General features: G+C 49.3%; 9 protein-coding genes. All 9 read right to left on the bottom strand.

Annotated features, from left to right (window positions below):
* Positions 1–4: 4 nt before the first annotated feature.
* Entirely contained in the window at positions 5–1,861 is a 1,857-nt protein-coding gene (locus H3H32_RS07140) for a glycoside hydrolase family 97 protein (protein WP_240543682.1), read from the bottom strand.
* 143 nt (positions 1,862–2,004) lie between these two features.
* Positions 2,005–4,362, bottom strand: a complete 2,358-nt coding sequence (locus H3H32_RS07135) for a heparinase II/III domain-containing protein (RefSeq protein ID WP_240543681.1) — start codon at positions 4,360–4,362, stop codon at positions 2,005–2,007.
* A 118-nt stretch (positions 4,363–4,480) separates the two neighbouring features.
* Positions 4,481–6,100 (bottom strand): alpha/beta hydrolase family protein, encoded by a 1,620-nt coding sequence (locus H3H32_RS07130; RefSeq protein ID WP_182462049.1) that lies wholly within the window; start codon positions 6,098–6,100, stop codon positions 4,481–4,483.
* 37 nt (positions 6,101–6,137) lie between these two features.
* A complete protein-coding gene (locus H3H32_RS07125; RefSeq protein ID WP_182462048.1) occupies positions 6,138–7,997 on the bottom strand; it encodes a glycoside hydrolase family 97 protein in 1,860 nt (619 codons plus the stop codon).
* A gap of 6 nt (positions 7,998–8,003) precedes the next feature.
* Positions 8,004–9,962, bottom strand: a complete 1,959-nt coding sequence (locus tag H3H32_RS07120) for a glycoside hydrolase family 127 protein (RefSeq protein WP_182462047.1) — start codon at positions 9,960–9,962, stop codon at positions 8,004–8,006.
* 189 nt (positions 9,963–10,151) lie between these two features.
* Positions 10,152–14,732 (bottom strand): cellulose binding domain-containing protein, encoded by a 4,581-nt coding sequence (locus H3H32_RS07115; protein ID WP_182462046.1) that lies wholly within the window; start codon positions 14,730–14,732, stop codon positions 10,152–10,154.
* Positions 14,733–14,847: 115 nt separating this feature from the next.
* A complete protein-coding gene (locus tag H3H32_RS07110; RefSeq protein ID WP_182462045.1) occupies positions 14,848–16,596 on the bottom strand; it encodes a RagB/SusD family nutrient uptake outer membrane protein in 1,749 nt (582 codons plus the stop codon).
* Between the two features lie 70 nt (positions 16,597–16,666).
* Positions 16,667–20,209, bottom strand: coding sequence for a TonB-dependent receptor (locus H3H32_RS07105; protein WP_182462044.1), 3,543 nt, complete (start codon positions 20,207–20,209; stop codon positions 16,667–16,669).
* 288 nt (positions 20,210–20,497) lie between these two features.
* A complete protein-coding gene (locus tag H3H32_RS07100; RefSeq protein ID WP_182462043.1) occupies positions 20,498–21,628 on the bottom strand; it encodes a FecR family protein in 1,131 nt (376 codons plus the stop codon).
* Positions 21,629–21,639: the final 11 nt, after the last annotated feature.

Here is a 21,639-nt window from a genome sequence, read left to right as displayed (position 1 = left end):
AAGATTAGTTCGATGTCGATGAGAGCCAAACAGCCTGACCACCACGAGGTAAGAGGGTCATATCCAGCGACTGGCCCGCCTTTATGCTTTTCGTTGTTACACGTATCTGCGTTTTTGTTTGTACAGTCGGATCGTCGGAATAGATGTGGGCCGTATAGGTTTTTCCTTTCGTTAGAAAATCCAGCGGTAGCTTTAACGTGCGACCGTCGTTGTTGGTTATTGTCCCGATAAACCAGTCGTTTCCGCTTCGTCGGGCAATGGTCACGTATTCGCCGATAGCATCGTGAATCACTTTAGTGTCGTCCCAAACAGTCGGCACTTTGGCAAAAAACTCGATTTCAGGCTCTCCATTATACGCGGACGGTTTGTCGTACCAGAACACCGATTGCAACGGGCTGTACGAAATCACATTCATGGCCAACTGATGAGCGTGGGTATTTTTCAGGCGTTTATCATAATAGCAGATGGTGTAATCGCCAGCCCCGGCCAGGTAGCGTGTAAACGGCAGAATCGTGTTGTGCGTAGCATCCGGGAATTCTTCATTGCCCCGAATGCCTTCCTGCGTCATCACGTTTGGATAAGTTCGACTGGTACCCGTTGGGCGATATTCGTCGTGAATGTTCACCAGCAGGTTATTTTCCATCGCCTTACGCTTGGCCTCAGTCAGCCAGGTCATCCAACGGTGCGAACCGACTTCTACAAACCCAAACTTCACCCCTTTAACGCCCCATTTTTTGTAGAGTGGAAAAATCTCGTCTATCTGTTTGTAGAGGGCTTGTAAGTTCACGTACAGAATCACGCCCACGTTCTTCGAGTTACCGTAGGCAATTATCTTCGGCATATCAATCGGGGCGACTACCTGCCGCGCATCCGAGTTGAACGTAAAGGCCGGACCATACCATTTCCAGTCGAAGAGAATGTATTGCAGATTATGCGCTGCAGCAAAGTCAATGCAGGACATGGCTCCCTCGCTTGTAAGCGTCACTTCCCGCATCATTTTTCCGGGTTTAATCCAGTCGGTGTTCTGAAGTGCTGTGGGAGGATTCAGATTAAGCAGGATATCGTTGTTTTCAAGTAGTTTGCCCGGTCGCTCGGCCACCATCACGACGCGCCAGGGCGTTCCCACATCCGACATCAAATCCGCGCTCTCGTACATCGACGTGACAATGGTATTTGGTTTATCGACCGAAAGCTTGAACTTGGTCATGGCATAGTCGGTCAACTGCGCTTCGGCTAAACTAGCATAAAGGCCATTGGGCAATGAAAGCGTAAGCGGGCGCTCGGACGTCTCGGGCCAGCCTGATAATGGTAACGTCGAATAAGCTCCCTGTGCCCAGGCCGTGTACCAGGCTTTGGTATCGGCAGGTAAGGTGAACTCGCTATTTTCGGCCATTACCCGGTAGTATAAGCCGTTAGGATGCTCGGGAAAGAAATACCGAAATGCAATCCCGGAATCATACGCCCGAAAAATGACATGCATGGTATAGTCTGGACTATCGGGTTTCTGAAGCTGAATGTCGAATTGATTGTACTGATCCCGAATCTGGCTCCGTTCGCCGTAAACGGGTTTCCAGGTGCTGTCTTTCGACGTTTTAACCACGTTTTTAATCACCAGATTGTCGCACCAGTTTACGCCCAGCGTCCCAGGTGGCGTAGTAACTTTGTGCGCCATCGCCTGTTCGAACACATGGTTGTCAATCTGCACCCCAAGCCCCGATTCGAGAATAACGGGCTTCTTCTGGAAATCGACATGGTAAGTCATCCGACGTTTACCAGGACTAATTTCGTTCTGCGTGAACACAACTTCCAGTTTCCCATCTGGCGATTGCAGCCGGGTTTCTGTCGGTTGACTGAAGGACATCTGTACTGGTAATAAGCAGAAAATCAAAAGATAAAAGCGTATCATGTTTATAGAAAAGATTGAACGCCGATTTTTATGATCGATATGATTAATTATGATCCGTGTAAATCATATCAATCATAAAAATCTGCGTTCCATAGCGATTATTTCGTTTCATCAATCTCAATCCGCAGTAGTTTGTCCGAGTCGTATTGTGGAGACACGATCTTCGTATTGACCGTTAGTTTCCCCACTTTCTCAAAGCCCAACGAAGCCTCGATCAACGGCTGACCCTGTAGCTGTACATCCAACTGATTTCCGGTTTTAGCCGCGTACATAAATACCTTAGAGAGAGAACTCAGGATCGGCTTTCCAGCTCGTCGTAGATAACTACCATTGCTGATAAAGAATGATGACAGTTGTGCTGGGTCCTGTCGGTCAGCGCCTTCTGGAAATGTTACCGCCGAAATGTAGGCGTCAGTTTCCCAATTGTTCATAATTGCATTCGCATTGCGGTGCATCAATCGACCGTCGGCCAATAGATTGATATACACTTCGGTAACCTGCTTGTTCTGCGTGATGCGAACACCGAGGTAATTTGTGCCTTCAAACTTCTCGATGATGGGTAAATTACTCCGCCCGGCTCCACCACTTGCCCCCGACGAACCCGTTGCGGTTTGGATCGATCGATTGGTTTCGTCCAGCAATAGAATGGCATTGACAAACTTGGTGCGGTCGGTTTTCTCCGGGGGCGACAGCACGTAGTACGGAATTTGCACATTGGTAGTCCGGTCTTTCAGGCCATATTCCGTCCGAAATTTCATTTTTTCGGGCAGATCGTGCGGATAACCCAGCGGCAGCATTTCGGGATACAGTGGCCGGAAAAGGATGGCTGCGCTGTCTTTCGTAATTTCGAAATCAGGGCCGCGCTTAACCGCTTTGTCGGCAAAATGGAGCAGGTAATCAAACTTGCCAATGTCGTAGGTTCTTACGTCATCGATCACCAGAATTACATTACCGATCCAGAGGAAATTACGGTAGTTCCGCAGAAAGTTTCGGGACGTCGGTCCAGTTGCGTCGGCCAGTAGGTACTTCAGGTTGTCCCCATCAATCAGGTTGTAAAGCCGTCCGGGATTTTTCACCGCATTATACTGATCACGTGAATCCTGAGCCTCCCCATTGAACATCAATACGTTGTGTGCCCAACTCGTTACAAAATAACTGCTGTATTCAGGATTACCGTAGCCTACGTCTCCCCCATCGATAAGCAGGTATTCGCCTTTGTGATACAGCACAAACGAACCCGCATCGGCATGGGCGTGATTCCAGGTACTCCCGCATTTTACACCTAGCAGGGTAGCGTCTGGTTTCCAGGAATTTCGGAGCATGCCCCAGCCCATTGAGGAGTACAAGGCAGCGGTTGGCAGACTGGGAATTGTAGGGATCAACTTCGATTCGGGCTGATAAAGCAAGCCCATAGGCGTATTTGGGCTTAAATCTTCGCCAAACCGACTTCTGGATGTCTGTTGTAAATACCAGTAATAATCATCGTTTCCCATCCCTAACGCAATCAGCAGTTTGGCAGGCCGATCGCCGTTGGCAAAGTCATTGCTATCACCAAAATTGAGCGACATCAGCGGTTTTCCAGCACGTGGATACGATGCATTAATGAACCAATCAACCGTTTTTTTCAGGAGGTCATCATAAGGCATTTTAACAGCACCTACTGCACTCGTATACGCTACCCGAAATAGTAGGTATTCCGATACGCCGTAGTTAGCATAATTGACACTTTCATAAAAGCCACCCGCCTGATCAAAATTGGCGGGTTTGTTTTCGAGCACACTACCCGCAAAGGCAAACCATTGACGGCTATCCTGCATGATATCGGCAGCCCATTTTTTAGCCTGAGGCACTTCGTTCATCACGGCCAGCGAGGCAATCCCAGCCTCAAAAACCACCGCTGCCCACCAGTTATGGCCCATGTTGTTGAGCGACTGGATGCGCTTATCCTTCGAAACCCAGTCGGCAATCGAAGGGTCGATACCCAGCTTTACGATGCGGTCGGCAATCGTTTTCCGCTCCTCGCTGGTCAACGCCGTATAAATCGCGTCGTAGGTAACCGATGCAGTCCAGTTGCTATGGCTGGTACCCAGCCCAGCGTTCCAGCGAGGTGTCCGGTCGTCCATACCATCCCAAAACGCACGTCCTACCAATTCATTGAGTAAGGTTCTCGCGCGATCAGCGTAACGTTTCTCGCCCGTCATGGTGTAGGCCAGCGCCAGTTGTTCCATGTTCCCCCCTTTAGGTTCTGAAAGCCATTGATCGCACCGTTTCCGGATGGCCTGCCAGCGATTGGCCAGCAATGTATCGGTTTTGATACGCTCTTTGAGTCGCTCAGTCCGTTGTGGGGTGTAGAAGAGGTAGGGATGAGCTTTCGGTGTTTGGGCTTGTAAGGATATGGAAGGCCACAACAACGAAAAAATTACGAGGAACAGGTAAGGTTTCAGGGGGTGATTCACTTGTATTTCGTTGGTTAATAGGTTTGTTGAGGTAACGCGGACAGGATGTCCGCACTGTCTTGGTCATATAGTCGTTAGCGACAACTTCGCTCACGAACTTGCGGACAGGATGTCCGCGTTACAACATCAAAAATGTTCGCTCTACTGGTGTTGCCGATTGTACCTTCGGCCCGATACTCGTTCCGTATTGCCAGGCAACTACCGTTACGTTTATTGGCCGTTTACTGTGTGGTGGAATAGGCGTAAAAATCAGTTGATTGCCTTGAACGATGGCCGGTCCTTCTTTCACATAATACTGCACAGGCATACCAGCGTCCGACACTGCCTTGAGGGCTACTGACTTCACACCTATTTTCTGATCAGGGATGGTCGGAAACGTAATCGTTTGTGGTTTACCTTCCTTATTGGCAACGGGGAAACGTAGATCAGCCTGTTGAACAATGCTTTTGTAGCGTTGATCACCATCATTAGAGGCTAGTAACCAGATGTCGTTTGTCCGTTTGGGGTTGTTGAAGCCCATGCGATAAAAGCTGAGCTGAAAAGTCGTGTCGTTCAGTTTGCGAACCGGGCCACAAATTCGGTCGATCGAGATGTGCGTATGGGGATGGGCCGATGCCGGGGATGTATCGGTAAACGCGCTTTTCAGGTGGAAGGTGATTCCGTCGGCATCGGGTGAAAACTGTAGCTGATAGTTCGCGTGTGTTTTCGTTGGTTTCAGGAATTGTCCGTTCTGTACGAATCCCAGTTGTTGCGATTGTTTAGCTCTCACCCGTGCATAAATCGCTTCGGTAGCCTCGGCCATTGCCTTATCGAAACACCAGCTCGCTACGTGTTTGTCTCCTTTATAAGCCAGATAAGGCGCAGGTGCCGCCGTAGCTACACTGTCCTTCCGCCAGCGATCCATCAGCCAGCCTCGCTGTGGGTCAATGGGTTTCAGGACAACAGAATCCTGCTGCCCCGTTTTTTGAGGCAATCGGTATGCGGCCGCTTTTTCAATGTACAGTGCCAGAAAGCGAACCATCGCATCCGAATTGTCGAAATGACCTCGGCCCGCATCGGCCAGTAGACTGAAGGGGGTTTTAGGGTGTTTGGCTACGTAAGCAAAAGCTGGAGTGAGTCGATCCTCCCACCACTCGTACTCGCCCATGACCATTAGGCCAGGGACTCCGTCAAGGGTATGCCCCTGCCAATCGGGATTGGGCCGACCGCTACCGGTCAACTTGGTTTGAGGAGCATCGCCATGTACCGAAATGACCGCCAACGTTCGCCCAGGATTCCAGGCGGCAAAATTCCAGGGATAGCTGGCTAGTGCCGAATGACCCAATGGAACAACAGGCGCAATTGTCAATTCCGAATAGCCCGACACTTGCGCTAATTGCATCATCATGTCGGTAAATTCAACACCTGCCCCTTTCGTCTTGCCCGATGCCTGCCAATCAAATGTCTGGTTAAACAGGGGCGTTACCCAAACGATAGCAAAGCCCAGTTTGGTCATGGTTTTCCGAAAGTCGGCGTGTTCAAAAATGCCTTCTTCGAGCATGTTATGCTGCCCAACAACAACCCCTCTCACGTAGGTACAATTGTCCGGAATCCATAAAAAAGCCTGTGGGTGATCGTTCGTCTCCGATGAAATTACAGTCTGAACAGGCACTGACCATTGCCATACCTGTGAATAAGCCGGGAACCCCAGACACAGCCACAGAACTACCCCTTTCAGAACAACTATATTGATACGCATACTTTTCTACTTGTTGGCCACAACGGATAAAATGAGGTTAGTTTTTTTCGTCAATGATAATCGCCTGACCACCTTTAGCCTTCAGACTAACCGGAATCGAATCTCCTCGTTTTACGTCGACGACCCGCTTGTGAACCCCTCCTACTGAATCGTCCTCATAAACGGTGGCCTGATACAACTTATCTGATTCCAGAAAATGAAGGGGTATCGTTCCTGTCCAGTCAGCTAAGCCAGCCGCCGAACCCACATACCACGTTTTGCCCTGTCGGCGGGCGACGCTAATATAGTTGCCGATTTCACCCGCCAGATAATGGCTTTCGTTCCAGACCGTTGGTACCCGACTGAAGAATTCAATCTCACCCTCATCATTGTAGTCGGTTGGATTGCCGTACCAGAAAATAGCTTGCAACGGACTGAAATACACGACCGATAAGGCAAGTTGCTGCCCTTTACTAACCTGTAGTTTGGTCTTGTAGAGATTGTCGGTGAAGTATCGATTCGTATTTGGGTAACAGAACGTGTAGTCGGCAGCACCCGCCAGAAAACGGGTAAATGGTAAAACAGTATTATGAAACGCATCAGGGTTGTTTTCGTTGCCCCGAATGCCTTCCTGCGTGAGCAGATTCGGATACGTTCGGCTGAGTCCGGTTGGTTTGTAATTATCGTGAATATCAAGGATAAAGCCGTAGTCGTACACTTTTTTAATGGCACCGGCCAGCCAGGTAATCCCTTCCTGCGTTAAACCGTCAACGAACCCAAACTTAAGTCCGGCAACGCCCCATTTTTTGTACAAAGGCAAAAGTTCGTCGAGCCGGGCCCGAAGCGCAACTCGGTTAACGTACAGAATCACACCAACCGGAGCGCCGGACCGTCCTTTCTCCTTTCCGTACTGAATCACTCTCGGCATATCAATGGCCGAAATTACCTGTGTTGGATCAGACGTCGTGCGAAACTCAGCTCCATACCAGCCCGCATCGAACATAATGTATTGAAGATTATGTTTGGCGGCAAAGTCGATGCAATTCAAACCTCCCTGCGTAGTGAGCGATGAGCGAATCAGTTTACCCGGTTTAATCCAATTCGGAACAGACGGTGCCATTGGTGCACAGAGTCGCAAGGGAAGATCGCTAAACTGATGCAACCCAATTGCCGATGTCGCTATACTGATCGTGCGCCAGGGCGTCCGAAAATCCGCCTTCGTTTTAACGGAATCCTTATGAAAGGCAACCGAAAGCGAATTCGGATAAACTCCTTTTGTCAGCACCGATTTCGCATAACTTTGATTATCGGCCTCCCCAATCGACAAAAAGAAACGGCCATTTGTGAGCGTCGACGGAAAATCCGACGTCTTTTGCAGGTCGGTAAGCACCGTTGGCGTAAACACAGTCTCTTCATTATACTGATAAATCGTGTACTTATCCGTCAGTACGAAAGTCGTATGTTCTTCTCGTATCAGGCCAACTTCGGTACCTTTCTGCTTCGGCAACACATACCGGAACGCCACGCTACCATCGAACACACGGGCAATGATCTGAAACGCTATAGCTCCCGACTGGCAATCGAGAATCAACTCGTTGTAGTTATTCTGAATGAGATCGTTTTCACCCAGTGGCCACGCAAACTGCTCTTTATGGGACCGAAGGCTCTGTTTTTTGATAGCTACGTTTTGACCAACAGCCTCACCGTTTAATTGAAAACCAAGCGACGACCAGTTCAGCACGGGTTCATTGGCGGATAGAATCCGATAAATCAATACCTTTCGATCACTAACGGCAACCTCTATACGCGTTTTCCCGTCAGGCGAATTCGACTGATAAATGGTAGGCTTAGGCGCTGCTGTTGTTAACGAAACAGCCAACAGGATAATCGATACAATCTGATGAAACGGAGCAGTCATTTTAGTTCATTTTAAATCCCAGTAAACTACATAGCGCTGCTGATGGACTTTGTAATAGGGTTCCAGTTCAATAGGTTTGTTAGCTGTAGCAGTTGCGGTTTGGAACGTTAAAGGTTTTCCAACGACTGGTTTTAACCAAGAAGTAACTGGCTTACCTTCCGTATCAATCGTGTGGGATACGGTTTCAGGAATGGTATAATCATAGCCATAGTACTGATACGGATCAGCCGGATCATGAAACGGCGCGGTACCCTTCATATTTTCCTTGCCTGCTTCACCCGCCAGCACGATTGGTCCGTAAGCAACAGCCGCTACATTCGGATTGTCATTTGTCTGTACCAGCCGAAGTGTCATTGGGTAGGTAAGCTCAACCTGGTCGCCAGCCCTCCAGACCCGATCGACGGTGATATAACTACCCGGCTGCTGCTTCACGGTTACGGCTTTGCCATTCACGTTTAGCGTAACGCCTGCCGTAGCCCAGGCCGGATACCGCAGATACAGTGGCATATGAATCGGCGCTTTTGTCTGAATCGTCAGGCGGGTCGTTGCTTCTTCCGGAAAGTTCGTATCCTGCACAATGGAAACGCCTTTCTCTTTCCAGGTTAGTTCGGACGGGATAAACAGATTGACAAAAACACCTGTATCGTTGTGGTAATAAATGGCTTCGCCAAATTTCGACTGGCTTTCAAATCCTGATCCAACGCAGCACCAGAACGACTGATCGGGCGTACTGTAGAGTCGATACGCACCCGGTTTCATGGGCGTGAAATAGCAAACCATGCCCGACTCTGGATCTTGCTGACCCAGAATGTGATTATACAGCGCCCGTTCGTAATACTCCGCGTATTTTTCCTCCGCCGACCAGGTAAACAGGTGCCGAGTCAGTTTGAGCATGTTATAGGTATTACAGGTTTCGCTGGTATTGCCAGTCAGGTGTTCCGAGATTTTATCTGGCTCAAAGAAGTGTTCTTTGTCGCTGTTGCCTCCGTGGGCGTAGGTGTGATGCTGAACGACTGTATTCCAGAAAAACGTAGCGGCCGTTTTGGCTTTCTCATTACCCGTTAATTCATAATCCCGTGCCTCGCCAACCAGTTTTGGAATAAACGTATTCGCATGGGCTTTATTCAGATTGTCTTTCCCGGCTTCCAGCGGTTCCAGAGCGGCTTTATGGTAGAAAAGCTGCGCCAGTTTCAGATGGTCGGGATTGCCCGTTAACGCATAGAGATTGAAAAAGGCATCGTTCATGCCGCCAAATTCGTTCCGAAGCATTTTCTGTAACTGCTCAGCTGACAGGGGGGAAAGTTTTTTGTTTGCCCAGGATGCCATCTTGCTCTCAATAGCCAACGCCTGCTGATTACCGGCATAGGTGTATTGATCTGTCAGACCAGCAAATAGTTTATGAAGGGTGTACCAGGGTGCCCAGACGGACGTCGCGGCAATATTACGATCGATGTACTGTTGTGGATAGGCGCTCAGGTAACCATCCTGATTTAATACGCTCTGAACTTCGGCCAGTGCGGTTACGAGGCTATCTCCTTTTTTCTTAAATACCTCGTTGCCCGTCGATGCGTGTTGCAGCGCTAATCCAGACAGGATATGACCGATGCTATGACCGCGCAACTCCATATCCAGCCCTTCCCAGCCCCCTAATGGTTTCGGCATTTTGGTCGGGCTTCCGGGCTTTGGCGTATTCATCCCTGCATTGACCCGAAAGCTGTGCATTAACCGATCGACTGGTAGTGAAAGCAGCCACTTACCTTCTCGCTCCATATTTTCCTTGAATGGTCCTTTCGTTACCCGAACATCCTGAAGATTGAAGCTGTAGGCCTTAATGGGTACCGTTACAGCCACCTTCAATTTGTCGGATGCCTGGCCGGGGTATTGAGCCTGTACCATAAACGACTGGCATATGGCCCCAAGAGCCATGAGCCATCGGAAGGTAAGGGTGATACTAAACTGAGTCATAAGAATTAACTAAGCATGCCTTTGCAAGACGCCATTTTCGCCATGAAGTAGACCGCCCCCAACGACTCATACTCTTTTTTTACCAATAAAAAGCTTGCCTATTTTTCAGGCTCTTTTATGAACACAGAGGGGCCGATGTGGCCCCTCTGTGTTCATACCATCAACAACGGCTTCGGACCACGGCTCGACTTACGGCTTGATTAGTTTGACATTCGCGCTTCCCCCAGTTGTAACCGCCCTGAGTAAATAAACCCCGGCCTGATAACGCATGGGAATACGCTGTGGCTGCTCAACCTCGGTTGGCTCAAGAATCAGTTCATGCAAGGATGTACCATTCATGTCTGTCAACGTTAGGGTAACTCGTTTTCCGGAAGCACCCTGAATGTCAATCAGCGCCTGATCGCCAATGACCGGGTTCCCCAACACCGTTAGTTTAAGCGGATTATCTGTATGGTCAGCCGCCAAACGAGCACCCGATGCGGGCTCTGTTCCGTAAATCAGTTGACCTTTGTAATAGATCGTTACGTTAGCGTTTTCAGCCATTGTGCCAGCCGGTTTATACGAAAAATCGTTCGTTTCGTTGAAGTTCGACCAATCGGCTTTGGCAATACGATATTGAATATTGCCCGTATTGCTTACTGGATACAGGCTGCCAATAATCGGATTTACCTTTAACTCGAAATAGGTATCGGCATTTGTGCGGCCCACATTTCGAACAAATTGTCCTGTCACAGCTGAATTACCCAGTTTGGCGTAATCGATCCAGTAGTTGAGGTTCTGCGTACCCTCGGCTGTAAACCAATATCGAACGGCAACATCACCGTAAGACACGGGCACATTTCCTTCATTCGTGATTTTCAGATACGTGCTGATCGAATTGCTACCGGTATTATAGTTTTTATTCTCAGAATAAACTTTCAGCTTGACCACCGGAGCAACAACAGCAGGCTCTGTCCCCCAAATCAGTGTTCCATTTCGATAGAGCGTAATACGATCATTTTCAGCATAGCTTGATTGAGCTTTAAATGAATAATCGTCGGTTTCGGTCAGGTCTGTCCAGTCTGTATTGGCGAATCGGGACTGAATGGGGCCGGAATTACCACCTGCTGCCAGATTACCAGCCGCTGATGTAAAACTATACTCGATATAGCCCAATGCACCATTTCGGGGCTGATCCAAAACCACGTACTTCAGTTGCACCGTACTATTACCCAACTGTGCATAATCGATCCAGGTGTTAATGCCCGCAAAATTCTCCGCTGTAAACCAGTAACGCGCCGTCAGTTCGCTGTAGGGAACAGGCGTAGACCCTTCGTTAACCAGCGTCAGATAGGGGCGAATTACGTTGTTGGTTGTCTGACCGTTATCGCCATCCAGCGATTTTACTTTTACCAGGGCCGCCAAGGTTACACTAAGTATCTGATCGACTGAGGCTGCAGCCGTATAGGTGGCGTCACCGGGCTGTGAAGCAGTAATAGTTGTTGACCCCGGACCAACCAGATGAATTTTACCATTGACAATAGTGGCCACGCCCGTATTCGAACTGGCATAACTAACGATTAAACCAGAACTGGCCGTTGCGGCTGGATCAACGTCCGCATCGCCCACTTTTTTAGGCAATAGTGTTGCAAAGGTGATCGTCTGTGTCTGTTTCGGTACCACTAAGGCAATATCGTTGCCGGTGCCGCCCTGATATGTTATCTGAAAACGAATGCTTCCGATCTGGATATCACTTCCTTCAGCCAGGCCATTGAATGTTCCCGTAATCGGCGCATCCGACGTGTTGTCAATAATAATATAGCTGGTTCCAACCGGGAGCGTACCTGCATTTCCTAAATCGCTACTGACCAAATTCCCTCCGTTGATTGTAACGCCATTGGTTACCAGTTTATCAGCCTGGTTGTCGTTGCTATTCAACTCCAACTGGTAGGTTGATCCTCCAGCCAGATTCAACGAAGCCGATGTGGTAAATGTACCTATGCCATTGCCGGGAGCCACAAACGCGCCACTGCCAATCGTAATGGATGAACTCGTATGACCGCCCCCCGTAAGCGTACCACCCGTAACCGAAACAGGACTTGCCAACGATCCAGTAACGACTAACGTGCCACTATTGACCGTTGTTACACCCTGATAGTCGTTGGCACCAGTCAACACCAGCTTTCCACTATTCACGGTTACGGTTGAGTAATAAGGCGTACCGTTGATCGTCGTGGTGCCATTCTTGATCGAGCCGGTGATAGTTTGCGTACCCGTTCCGGTCTTTTCCAGATTTACCCGCCCCTTATCCACGGCATCCGCTGTTGGGCCAGAACCAATAGTACCATCAAACGTTCCATCCAGATTGTCTACACCCACCACCAATGTAGAGGCTCCATTTGTCAGGTTGCTGCGTGAGATGATGTACGCATCAGACGTACCGTCGAGGGCGCCGATCGTTTGTTTATTGGCGTACAGATTCGCGCCGTTGTATACCAGCACAGCGGTGGCATCCGTCCCCATTGTCAGCCGGGTAGGTGGAAGCAGCACGTTGTTGGCATCCGTTAGGCTATTGGTTGTGTTGTGAAGTTCAATGGTCCCTTGCGACAGACTGATACCTCCCTGCAATCCACTCCAATCCATTGCAGCCTGTATGCGTAAGCCCGCGTACGAGCTGCTTCCTCCGTAGATGGGCGTCGTGATTTTAAGTCCCTGTGTTCCGGCAATTTTTAGCGGTGCTCGTGAATTGTTATTGGCATTGCCTAGGAAAAGTTTGCGAGCGCCCGTATTGATCATGTTGATACTCGGTGTACCCGACAGCGTTTGAAAGTTTAGTGTTCCGCCATTTTGACCGCTGGCCAGCGTCAGTTCCGACGTCCCGTTGGCCGCATAGGTCAGCGTACCGATCGTAATGGTGCCGTCCAGGGTTACACCCCCGATATTCGCATAGCTGGTTGCGCCAAACGTAGCGTTGGCTTGAACACCACTCGGAATCACCAAATTGCTCCAGTTGGCAGCCGTCGACCATTTCAGGAATCGGTTACCCGTTCCATTCGTGATCGATGTAGTCGCTACTACTGCTGTGCCACCCGGACGTAACGAAAGCTGAATCGACGAGCCATTGACTGCTACTACCGAATAATTTGTGTTCGTGACAAAACCACCGGGAATCATACCGGTTAGCCGCACCAGATCGCCCACCACGAATGTCTGACCCGGCCAGAGCAGATTAGCACTACCAGCGGTCGAAGAAATCGCAGTCGTGGTGATTCCTGCTGTATTCGTCCAGGTGCCATCGGTAACGCCCGGAATCTGATTGACCGTTAATGTCTGGTAAACAACGGGAGCCAGATTATACTGGCTGTCGCCCATTTGCTGGGCAATGATGGTTGTAGTTCCAGGCTTCGAGACATGAATGGTTCCATCGGCATTGACCGACGCGACGACTGGATTCGAGCTTGAATAAACGACGGGCAATCCTGAACTTGCCGTAGCACCCGGAGAGAAGTCAAGAGCTCCAAACTCTTTGTTAGGAATAGCCGGGAAAGTAATCGTCTGATTAGTAGGTTTTACTGGTTCATCGAGCGAAAAAGCTAACGTACCAAAACCCAACTGGTCGTACCCACCGCTATTGGGGCCAAAATTACCTCCTCCCCCTTCGGGCCGAACAATCTGTGCAAAGCGTGCTGTATAAGGAGCCGACAATCCCTTGCGATTTACGTAGTGATTATACACCAGTTCCCAGACCGGGCGAAGGTTTCCACGCTGATCTTCGGATACAATCGGCTGAACAACACCAATACAGTTGCTATAGGTTGAATAAGGAACTTCGTATCCCAGGTTATATTTGGCAATGTATTCAAACCCTTTCAGGAGTCGGTTGTCGTCGTACCCATATAGATCGTCGCCCTGATTCCAGGCCATTTCGCAAAATGAACCTGCCAGCGCTACGCCCAAAACCGTATGCCCCTGATCGCGGCCACTCTCCTGCCATTGGCCTAAATCGCCAAATACATACGGGACTACATTCTTGATGGAGCCCATCCCGGCCCCATTTTTAAAGTACTCGACAGCTTCGTTATAGATGTCGCGACGGTCGCAGAGAACCCCGATGCTGAGCATGGACGCCATATTGCACAGATCCCAGTTCGCATAATAATTGCTGATACAGGCCCCGTTGTGGTTAACCAGGAAATCGTGGTTCATGGAATACCATACGGTCAGCATCCAGTTTTGAAACCGCGCTAAATCGGCAGGAGCCCAGCCGCTGTAGGAGCGCATTATCTCGGCGGCATTGGCCAGTTGATACCCTTGAATACCCGCCAGCAGAAACCGGTCGGATGTACCGCTAATGGTTGTCATACTGGCCGACCATGCATTCAGAATAGCAATGGATTTTTCGGCATAGGCATCATCGCCCGAGATTTTCCACCGAAGCGCCGTCTGGTAAGCCGCCCCTGCATCGCGGAATAAGGACGCGTAGTTTTCCGTATTTGTCCCATCGAAACCACGGTAGATAATGGCAGGAATCGGATTGGTAAAGGCCCGTGTCAACGACGAGTTCGAATTGGCCGTCAATACATCCCAACCGGCTTTCCAGGGTTGAGCGTTTGCAGTCACTTTGGTTTTCATCCTGTTGAAATCACTCTGTTTATGCAACAGTCCGGGGTGAACAAACGACTGAGCCAGAAGCGAATCAGTTACTGATAAGAGCAGTAAAATAAGGCAGATGAGCTGTCGGAAGGCACTAAGCCCCCTACCCCAGCCGATGAAGGAGAAATGTAGATTCATGGTCGATTTAGGAAAGAAATTATTGAGGGAAGGGCATAGTTAAGGCCACCCAACATGAGGTTACTACATCACGGAATGGCCTTAACGAGAGTTATCTAAAAAAGGAATTAGTTGCTTACCAACCGGGATTCTGGGTAAGCTGTGCGTTCAACTGAATCTGCTGCGTAGGAATCGGGAGCAGGTAGTTTTTATCGCTAAATGAGCGGCTACCATCCACGATAATATTGCCATCCGCATCTTTCGCGGTCGAGGATTGTGAAGGCCAGAGTGTTTGATATTCTGTCCCCGTCCACTTAATGCCAACTAAGGGTTGTTTCATCAGGTCAGCAGCGGCCCATCGTTTGACATCATCTACCCGAAATCCCTCATAAAACAACTCTACGTTGCGTTCCCGACGAATTTCGGTGCGCATATCCAAGCCGTTCGTCTGAGCGAAGGCATTGCTCAGCTTAGGCATCGTTTTATTAACGCGTTGCCGAACCAGATTTAGTGATTTGTCTAAATCGGCATCAGTGATCGTTTCGTTCCGTTCAAATACCGCTTCGGCATAATTTAGCAGTACTTCGGCATACCGGATAACGGGGTAATCGTAGCCTTCTTCGTTATCAGCCACCGCCCGTTCTGAAATCCATTTCTGATGACCGTAGCCGCTAAGGCCGTTGGCATAGGGCTTAAACGGCGATGCATAAGCAGTTGCCCGATCAGCCGGTCCGCTGGTCCAGTCGACCCGAGGGTTGTTGACACCAAACCAGTAATAGCCATTTGGCACCTTGAGGGTATATTTCATCCGATTTTCCCGGTTCTGAAACTCCGAATTCATGGTTGCATAGCCTTTAAATAGCGGTGATTTCTCAATCGGCAACCCATCCTGACATAAAAACTGATTGACAAAGTTTTTAGTCGGTCCCAGTACCTGTGCCTGCCGCGATACGTTCTGGCGGATTTGCCGGAGCGTCCAGTCGTACCGATTGGCCAGAATATACTCGTTGTTCGCACTTTTGGTAAGGTTGGCCGGATTCGATTTCTGGTTCTCCAGAATAAACAGATACTTCTGTGCCGAATCGCCCAAAGTTGCTGGTGCAAACAGTTGGTATTGTGCTCCTGTAATAACGGCTCCACTGGCGGCAACCGATGCATCGAGTAGGGTATTGGCGCGGGCAGTGTTGTTCCGGAATTTCTGCCAGGTGCCTTCATATAAGGCTACCCGACCCAGGAATGCCTGTGCCGATTCTTTGTTAACCCGCCCCTGCTCAGTCGATACGTTCTGAGCTATTTTGGCGGGTAAAGCTGCAATGGCTTCGTTCAGATCTTTGAGGATAAAATCGACTACTTCATCCCGTGTATTCCTGGGTGCCTGTAGTTCAGGAGATGTAGTGCCCAGCGACTTACTCACAATGGGTACACCACCGAAAATCTGTAGCAAATCGAAATATACATACGCCCGAAAAAATTTAGCTTCCGCTACATACTTCGCAATTTCGGCCTGATTACCATAGGTAGCTGCTTTATCGAGCAAGTAGTTGATTGTACGGATTCTATTGTAGTTATTATTGTAATTGGCATCGGTTGTCGGCACGGTATTCAGTCCACGGCTATAGGCATTCTGCCCGGCAGCAAAGTCGCTTTTCAGGTCAGAATGGTAGTTTTGTGTGGACCCGTTTGCGTCGTAGAGCACATCAATAAACGAACGCTCGTAGACATAGAACTGATTGGCAGCCAGCATAAAGTCATTAGCCGTTTGCCAGTAAGCAGCATCCGAAAGCTGGTCGAGCGGATCTAAATCCAGGACTTTGTTGCAGCTATTTTGCGTCAGCATCAACGCACCCGCCAGCAAAGAGAGGTATAGTTTTCGAAAGAATTTCATCAGGATAAGAAGTTATTTAGGCTTTCAGCAGACCGGAATTCAACATTCTGATCTACGGCAACCGAGTACATTAAAAGGTCAGGTTTACGCCTACAGTATGCAACCGAAAGAAAGGGTAACGAGAAAACGTAGATTCACTGTTGGCCCGGCCTACGTTGCGAGTCGCTTCGGGGTCCCAACCATCACGGATATGGGTGATCTCCCACAAATCGTTACCCGAGTAATACACCCGAAGCCGGTCAACCTTAATCTTTTTGGTGATGCTCACCGGCAATGTATAGCCAACAACCAGATTTTTCAGGCGTACATAAGCCCCGTTTTCCACCGACCAGTCCGAAATCTGATAGTTGTAGGCATTATAGGTCGTTGCGTTTTGGCCCGTCGACAGAATCGGATAATAAGCATCCGTATTGGTCGGTGTCCAGGTTTTGCCAACCCAGAAATCAGTTTGTCCCTGGAAAATCGAACCAAAAGGTACCCGCCAGTTTCCTTCCCGGAAGATCGTCCGCTGACCTACTCCCTGAAAAACAGCCTGAAAATCAAACCCTTTCCAGTCGGCACCCAGATTCAGCGCAAAGCTATAGCGAGGGTCATCGCGTCCCAGGTATTTCAAATCGCCGGGTACGGTTAGTTTACCATCCCCGTTCAGGTCTTTGAACATATTGTCGCCAAGGCGAACACCGGGTAAGGTCGATGTCGTAAGGGGCATGCTGACGTTGTTACCGGGCGACAGCGCGCGTGCAGCCGCCAACTGTTCCGCTGTCTGGATACGCCCTGCGTATTCAAGTCCGAAATACGAGCCGAGGGCATAGCCTTCAACGTTTGCATTATAACCCTGATTTATAACGTTGGCTCCACCGAAATTGAGTAATATGTTTTGGTTGTCGGTCAAACTACCCCCAATTCGATAGCCAAACTGGCCAATCCGGTCACTCCATTGCAACGAGCTTTCCCAGCCCCAGGTTTTGAGATGCCCTATATTGGCATACGGAGCCGTAGCCCCCAATACGCCCGGGAAGGTTTGGGGCAGCAGCATGTTCCGGTTATGCTTGACGAAATAATCGAAGCTACCCGACAGACGCCGGTTCAGAAGCGAGAAGTCAAGTCCAAAATTAGTAGTTTCAACGCGTTCCCAGGTACGATTCAGGCTAATCAGCGAAGGGGTGGGTGCCACAATGACAGCGGGACTCGATCCGATGATTGGAAAGCCTGCACTGGTTGCTCCTGTAGTGGCTGATACATTCAGCAATTGAATATAATCGTATAAACCGATATTGCTCTGGTTGCCCACAGTTCCGTAAGACGCCCGCAGTTTTAAGTCGTTCAGGAACGAAATATCTTTCATGAACCCTTCCTGCGAAATGCGCCAGCCAGCCGATACACCATAAAAAGACTGCCAGCGATTTGACGCGTCAAACTTCGAAGAGCCATCATACCGGGCATTGACTTCAAGCAGGTACTTCTGTTGAAACGCGTAGTTGAACCGAGCAAAATAAGACCCAATCGCGTAGTGATTCTGTACCTGCGTTACACTTTTCGTAGTTGCATCGCCAATACCCAGATTGAGCGAGGGCACATTATCATTAGCGACATAGTTCGTACGGGCCAAGTATTGGTCCACTTCGTCACGCTCGTAGTTGGTACCGACAGTTACGCTGATGTCATGATTCTGAGCAAACGTTTTGGCATAGTTGAGATAGGCATTTAAGGTAGCGTAAGCATCTTTGTTTAAGCGTCTCCAATAGTAGGAATTGGGTCGTGTAGGGTTGTCTGCGGCCTGAATGGTGCCCAGGTAATTGTACCACGAAATCACCTTCTGCTGTTCTTTGATGTCAGTAGCCGTCCAATTATACCCTGCCTGTCCAACAAGAGTCAGGTTCTTGTTCAATTGATAACTCAGCCGAAAATTGGTAAACACCCGGTTGTTGTATTCCTTGTTTTCACCGCCCAGTTCGGCCTGCCAGTTTGGGCTATATTGGGTACCCCAGGCATAGGGTTTGCCATCAATGGTCGATACCGGGAAACCTGGCTGCTGGTACTGCCCCATCACAGAGCCGATCAGCGTTGGCTGAATGATGTCGTTCTTTTCGAGCGAAATATTTGATTCAAGTTTCAGCTTGTTGGTAAACTGATAATCGTGCGTCAGGCGAATATTGTATCGACTATTCGAATTTTGACCCCATTGGAGCAAGCTACCATCACTCAAATACCCAAGCGATACCCGGTAACCAGAGCGTTCGTTACGCCCCGAAATACTCAGGTTATGTTGCGTCGACGTGGCGTTCCCCCATAGCACGTCGACCCAGTTGGTGTTGAAAAACGTCTGGTCTTTTACGTCGCCAAATCCGGGATTTAACGGGTTATTAGCCGCCGACACCGTTCCGCCGTTTGTGTAGTCGATAAAGCCCGAAGCAGGCGGATTAAGCATCAGTTGACCAAATTTGTACCAAAGGAAAGACGTAGGTGGCACCCCATAATAATCGTTGGTCGTACCATCCACCAACCCTTGGCCAAACTGCTGTACATTAATCAGATGCGGCTGTAGCCCAGGCACTTTCTGCGACACTGAGCCATCGTACTGAATGGTCGTTTTACCCGATTTGGCCCGCTTGGTCGTAACCAATACAACACCACCCGCGGCCCGTGCTCCATAAATGGCAGCCGAGGCATCTTTCAGAAACGACATGTTTTCAATGTCATTTGGGTTAATTGAGTTCAGGGCAGCCTGACTGCTCACAGCTACGCCATCGATGAGAATAAGCGGTTCGGCCCCATTGGTTGACGTAGCTCCCCGAATCTGAAAGTTCCAGCTGGCCCGCCCCGGAGCTGCCGACGAACGAGTAACCATCACGCCCGGAATTTGACCCTGTAACGCAGAAAGTGGGTTATCGACAACACCTCTGTCCTGAAATACTTTGTTATCGATTGTAGCAATCGAGCCGCTAAGGGTAGCCCGCTTTTGCGTACCGTAACCAACAACAACAACTTCATCCAGACCACGAGCCTCGCCTTTTAGCTGAACATTTAGAGATGTTTGTTTTCCTACAACAATCTCCTGACGCTCGTAGCCAACAAACGAGAACACTAACACAGCGCTTTCGTCGGGTACGGCAATCGAGTATTTTCCATTGGCATCAGTGGTTGTGCCGCGAGTCGTGCTTTTGATTGCAACCGTTACACCCGGTAGTGGACTATTTTTTTCGTCCGTTACAGTACCCGAAAGCGTTTGGTCTGCGGAAGCAACGGCTACGCTAACCTCTTTATCGGGAACCTCTGTTTCGTTTTGGCTGCTGCTCGTATTTCTGAGGATTATTTGCGAACCAATGACCTCATACGTAACATGTAATGGGGTCAGGAGTGTGTTTAATACCGTTGAAAGAGGTTGACTCTGTACCGACAGATTCACTTTCCGATCAGACCGGATGACTTGCGGACTATAAATAAATCGTACTGAGGCTAGTTTACCAATCTGTTTGATAGCCTGTTCAACTCGTTGGTTCTCGAAGGAAACGGAAATCGGGCGATTGAGCACCTCCTGCCCCTTTCCGTCAAGGGCCAGTACCAGGCTGGAACACCAGACCAGGATAAAGACCTGATAGAATGCTATTCGCATGATTTTGGAAAAAAGCACTCGTGGTTTTGTATTGGTTCGCATAGATATAAAGAAAGATTCTCGTTTACAATTGGCACAAAAAATCCCCTTACCCAGAATACTTCCAGGTGACCATTCAGTGTATGAGGACAGTGATTAGCGCGTAGTCCCGTTCAGGCAGTAGTGAAATACCCTTACGGTTTCGGAAGACAGACTACGTAGGTAGCCGTGAAGGATTCAGTTGTGGCATACGTTTCATGTAGGTTTAGAGTAGTAAAATTCAATAGTCCACTGGCAGACCAGATGGTTTCATCGGCACCCTTTGCTATAAATAACCACCTGTGCATCAATCACTTCATAGCGTGATCCGGTAGCGCGACAAATCAAGTCCAGTTTCTCAAATAATGACTCCGGCCCAAACTCAGCGGTTAGTTCACAGCCCGTTAAGAGGTCGGCATCATAATTAATGACAATCCCATAGGCTACTTCTAGCTTCTTAAAAACGGTTACAACCGGTGTGTGCTCAAATACCATTGTTTGCGGCTGTCCTGTTGTTGTGGCAATCGGTTCAGGCAAGGCAACCAACGACCGCTCCAACCGCCGATCTTGCTCCTGAAATGTTACCTGTTGATTCGGCGTCAGAATAAGCGCAGGTTCGCTTTCACTCAATTCGCCCAGTTTCCCGGCAGGCGGTGTTTTAAAAACCGAAACCTTCCCCGTTCGAACAATCACTTTAGCTTCCTTATCGTTAGGATAGGCCCGCACGGTGAAACTGGTACCCAGCACTTTAGTGGTCAGCTGATCTGTGTAGACCATAAAAGGCTGTTTAGGGCGACGGACGATTTCAAAAAAGGCTTCTCCCACCAGAAAGACTTCCCGTTGATGTGTGGTAAACGAGCGGGGAAAACTAATCTGACTACCTCGATAAAGAGTTACCTTACTACCATCGGGAAGCCGAACCAATTGGCTGGCATTTGTTGTATTTCGAATTTCCCGTAATGCACCCGCCTGTTTTTCTATAGTACTCTGGTATACGGCAAGGGGTGTAGTGGGGGTGCGCCAGTAAAAAAAAGCGGCTGTTCCTAAGCCTACCAAAGCCACTACTGCCGCAATACGTAGCCAACCGATAAACCGGTTCGGCGTCGGTTGGGGTTGCTCTTCTTCCTGTTGTTCTGCTTCATTAGTATCCTGCAATTTCTCCCGATTGACACGAATACGGGATACCTCTGCGTCAAACTCTTCATCTGATAGCTCATCCTGCGCCTGATGCATCTGGCCAACAAATTGCCGGGCAGCCAGTACCAGATCGACTTTGTCAGGATTTGCCTGCAGCCAATCGCTCCAAAAAGCCTGGTCGGCAGGAGAGTTGGTCAGCACCCACTGACGAAACCGGCTATCCAGCACAAAGTCGTCGAATGTATACTTGCAATAATCAGGCATAGGTGCGGTTA

The sequence above is a fragment of the Spirosoma foliorum genome (assembly GCF_014117325.1).
Taxonomy (GTDB): Bacteria; Bacteroidota; Bacteroidia; order Cytophagales; family Spirosomataceae; genus Spirosoma; species Spirosoma foliorum.
This window is presented reverse-complemented; position numbering and strand designations above follow the sequence as displayed.

Bases quoted from the DNA above. Each gene is read 5' to 3' on its own strand.
- H3H32_RS07140 (WP_240543682.1), bottom strand. From the start codon at position 1,861: ATGTCCTTCAGTCAACCGACAGAAACCCGGCTGCAATCGCCAGATGGG.
- H3H32_RS07130 (WP_182462049.1), bottom strand. From the start codon at position 6,100: ATGCGTATCAATATAGTTGTTCTGAAAGGGGTAGTTCTGTGGCTGTGT.
- H3H32_RS07125 (WP_182462048.1), bottom strand. From the start codon at position 7,997: ATGACTGCTCCGTTTCATCAGATTGTATCGATTATCCTGTTGGCTGTT.
- H3H32_RS07120 (WP_182462047.1), bottom strand. From the start codon at position 9,962: ATGACTCAGTTTAGTATCACCCTTACCTTCCGATGGCTCATGGCTCTT.
- H3H32_RS07115 (WP_182462046.1), bottom strand. From the start codon at position 14,732: ATGAATCTACATTTCTCCTTCATCGGCTGGGGTAGGGGGCTTAGTGCC.
- H3H32_RS07110 (WP_182462045.1), bottom strand. From the start codon at position 16,596: ATGAAATTCTTTCGAAAACTATACCTCTCTTTGCTGGCGGGTGCGTTG.
- H3H32_RS07105 (WP_182462044.1), bottom strand. From the start codon at position 20,209: ATGCGAATAGCATTCTATCAGGTCTTTATCCTGGTCTGGTGTTCCAGC.
- H3H32_RS07100 (WP_182462043.1), bottom strand. From the start codon at position 21,628: ATGCCTGATTATTGCAAGTATACATTCGACGACTTTGTGCTGGATAGC.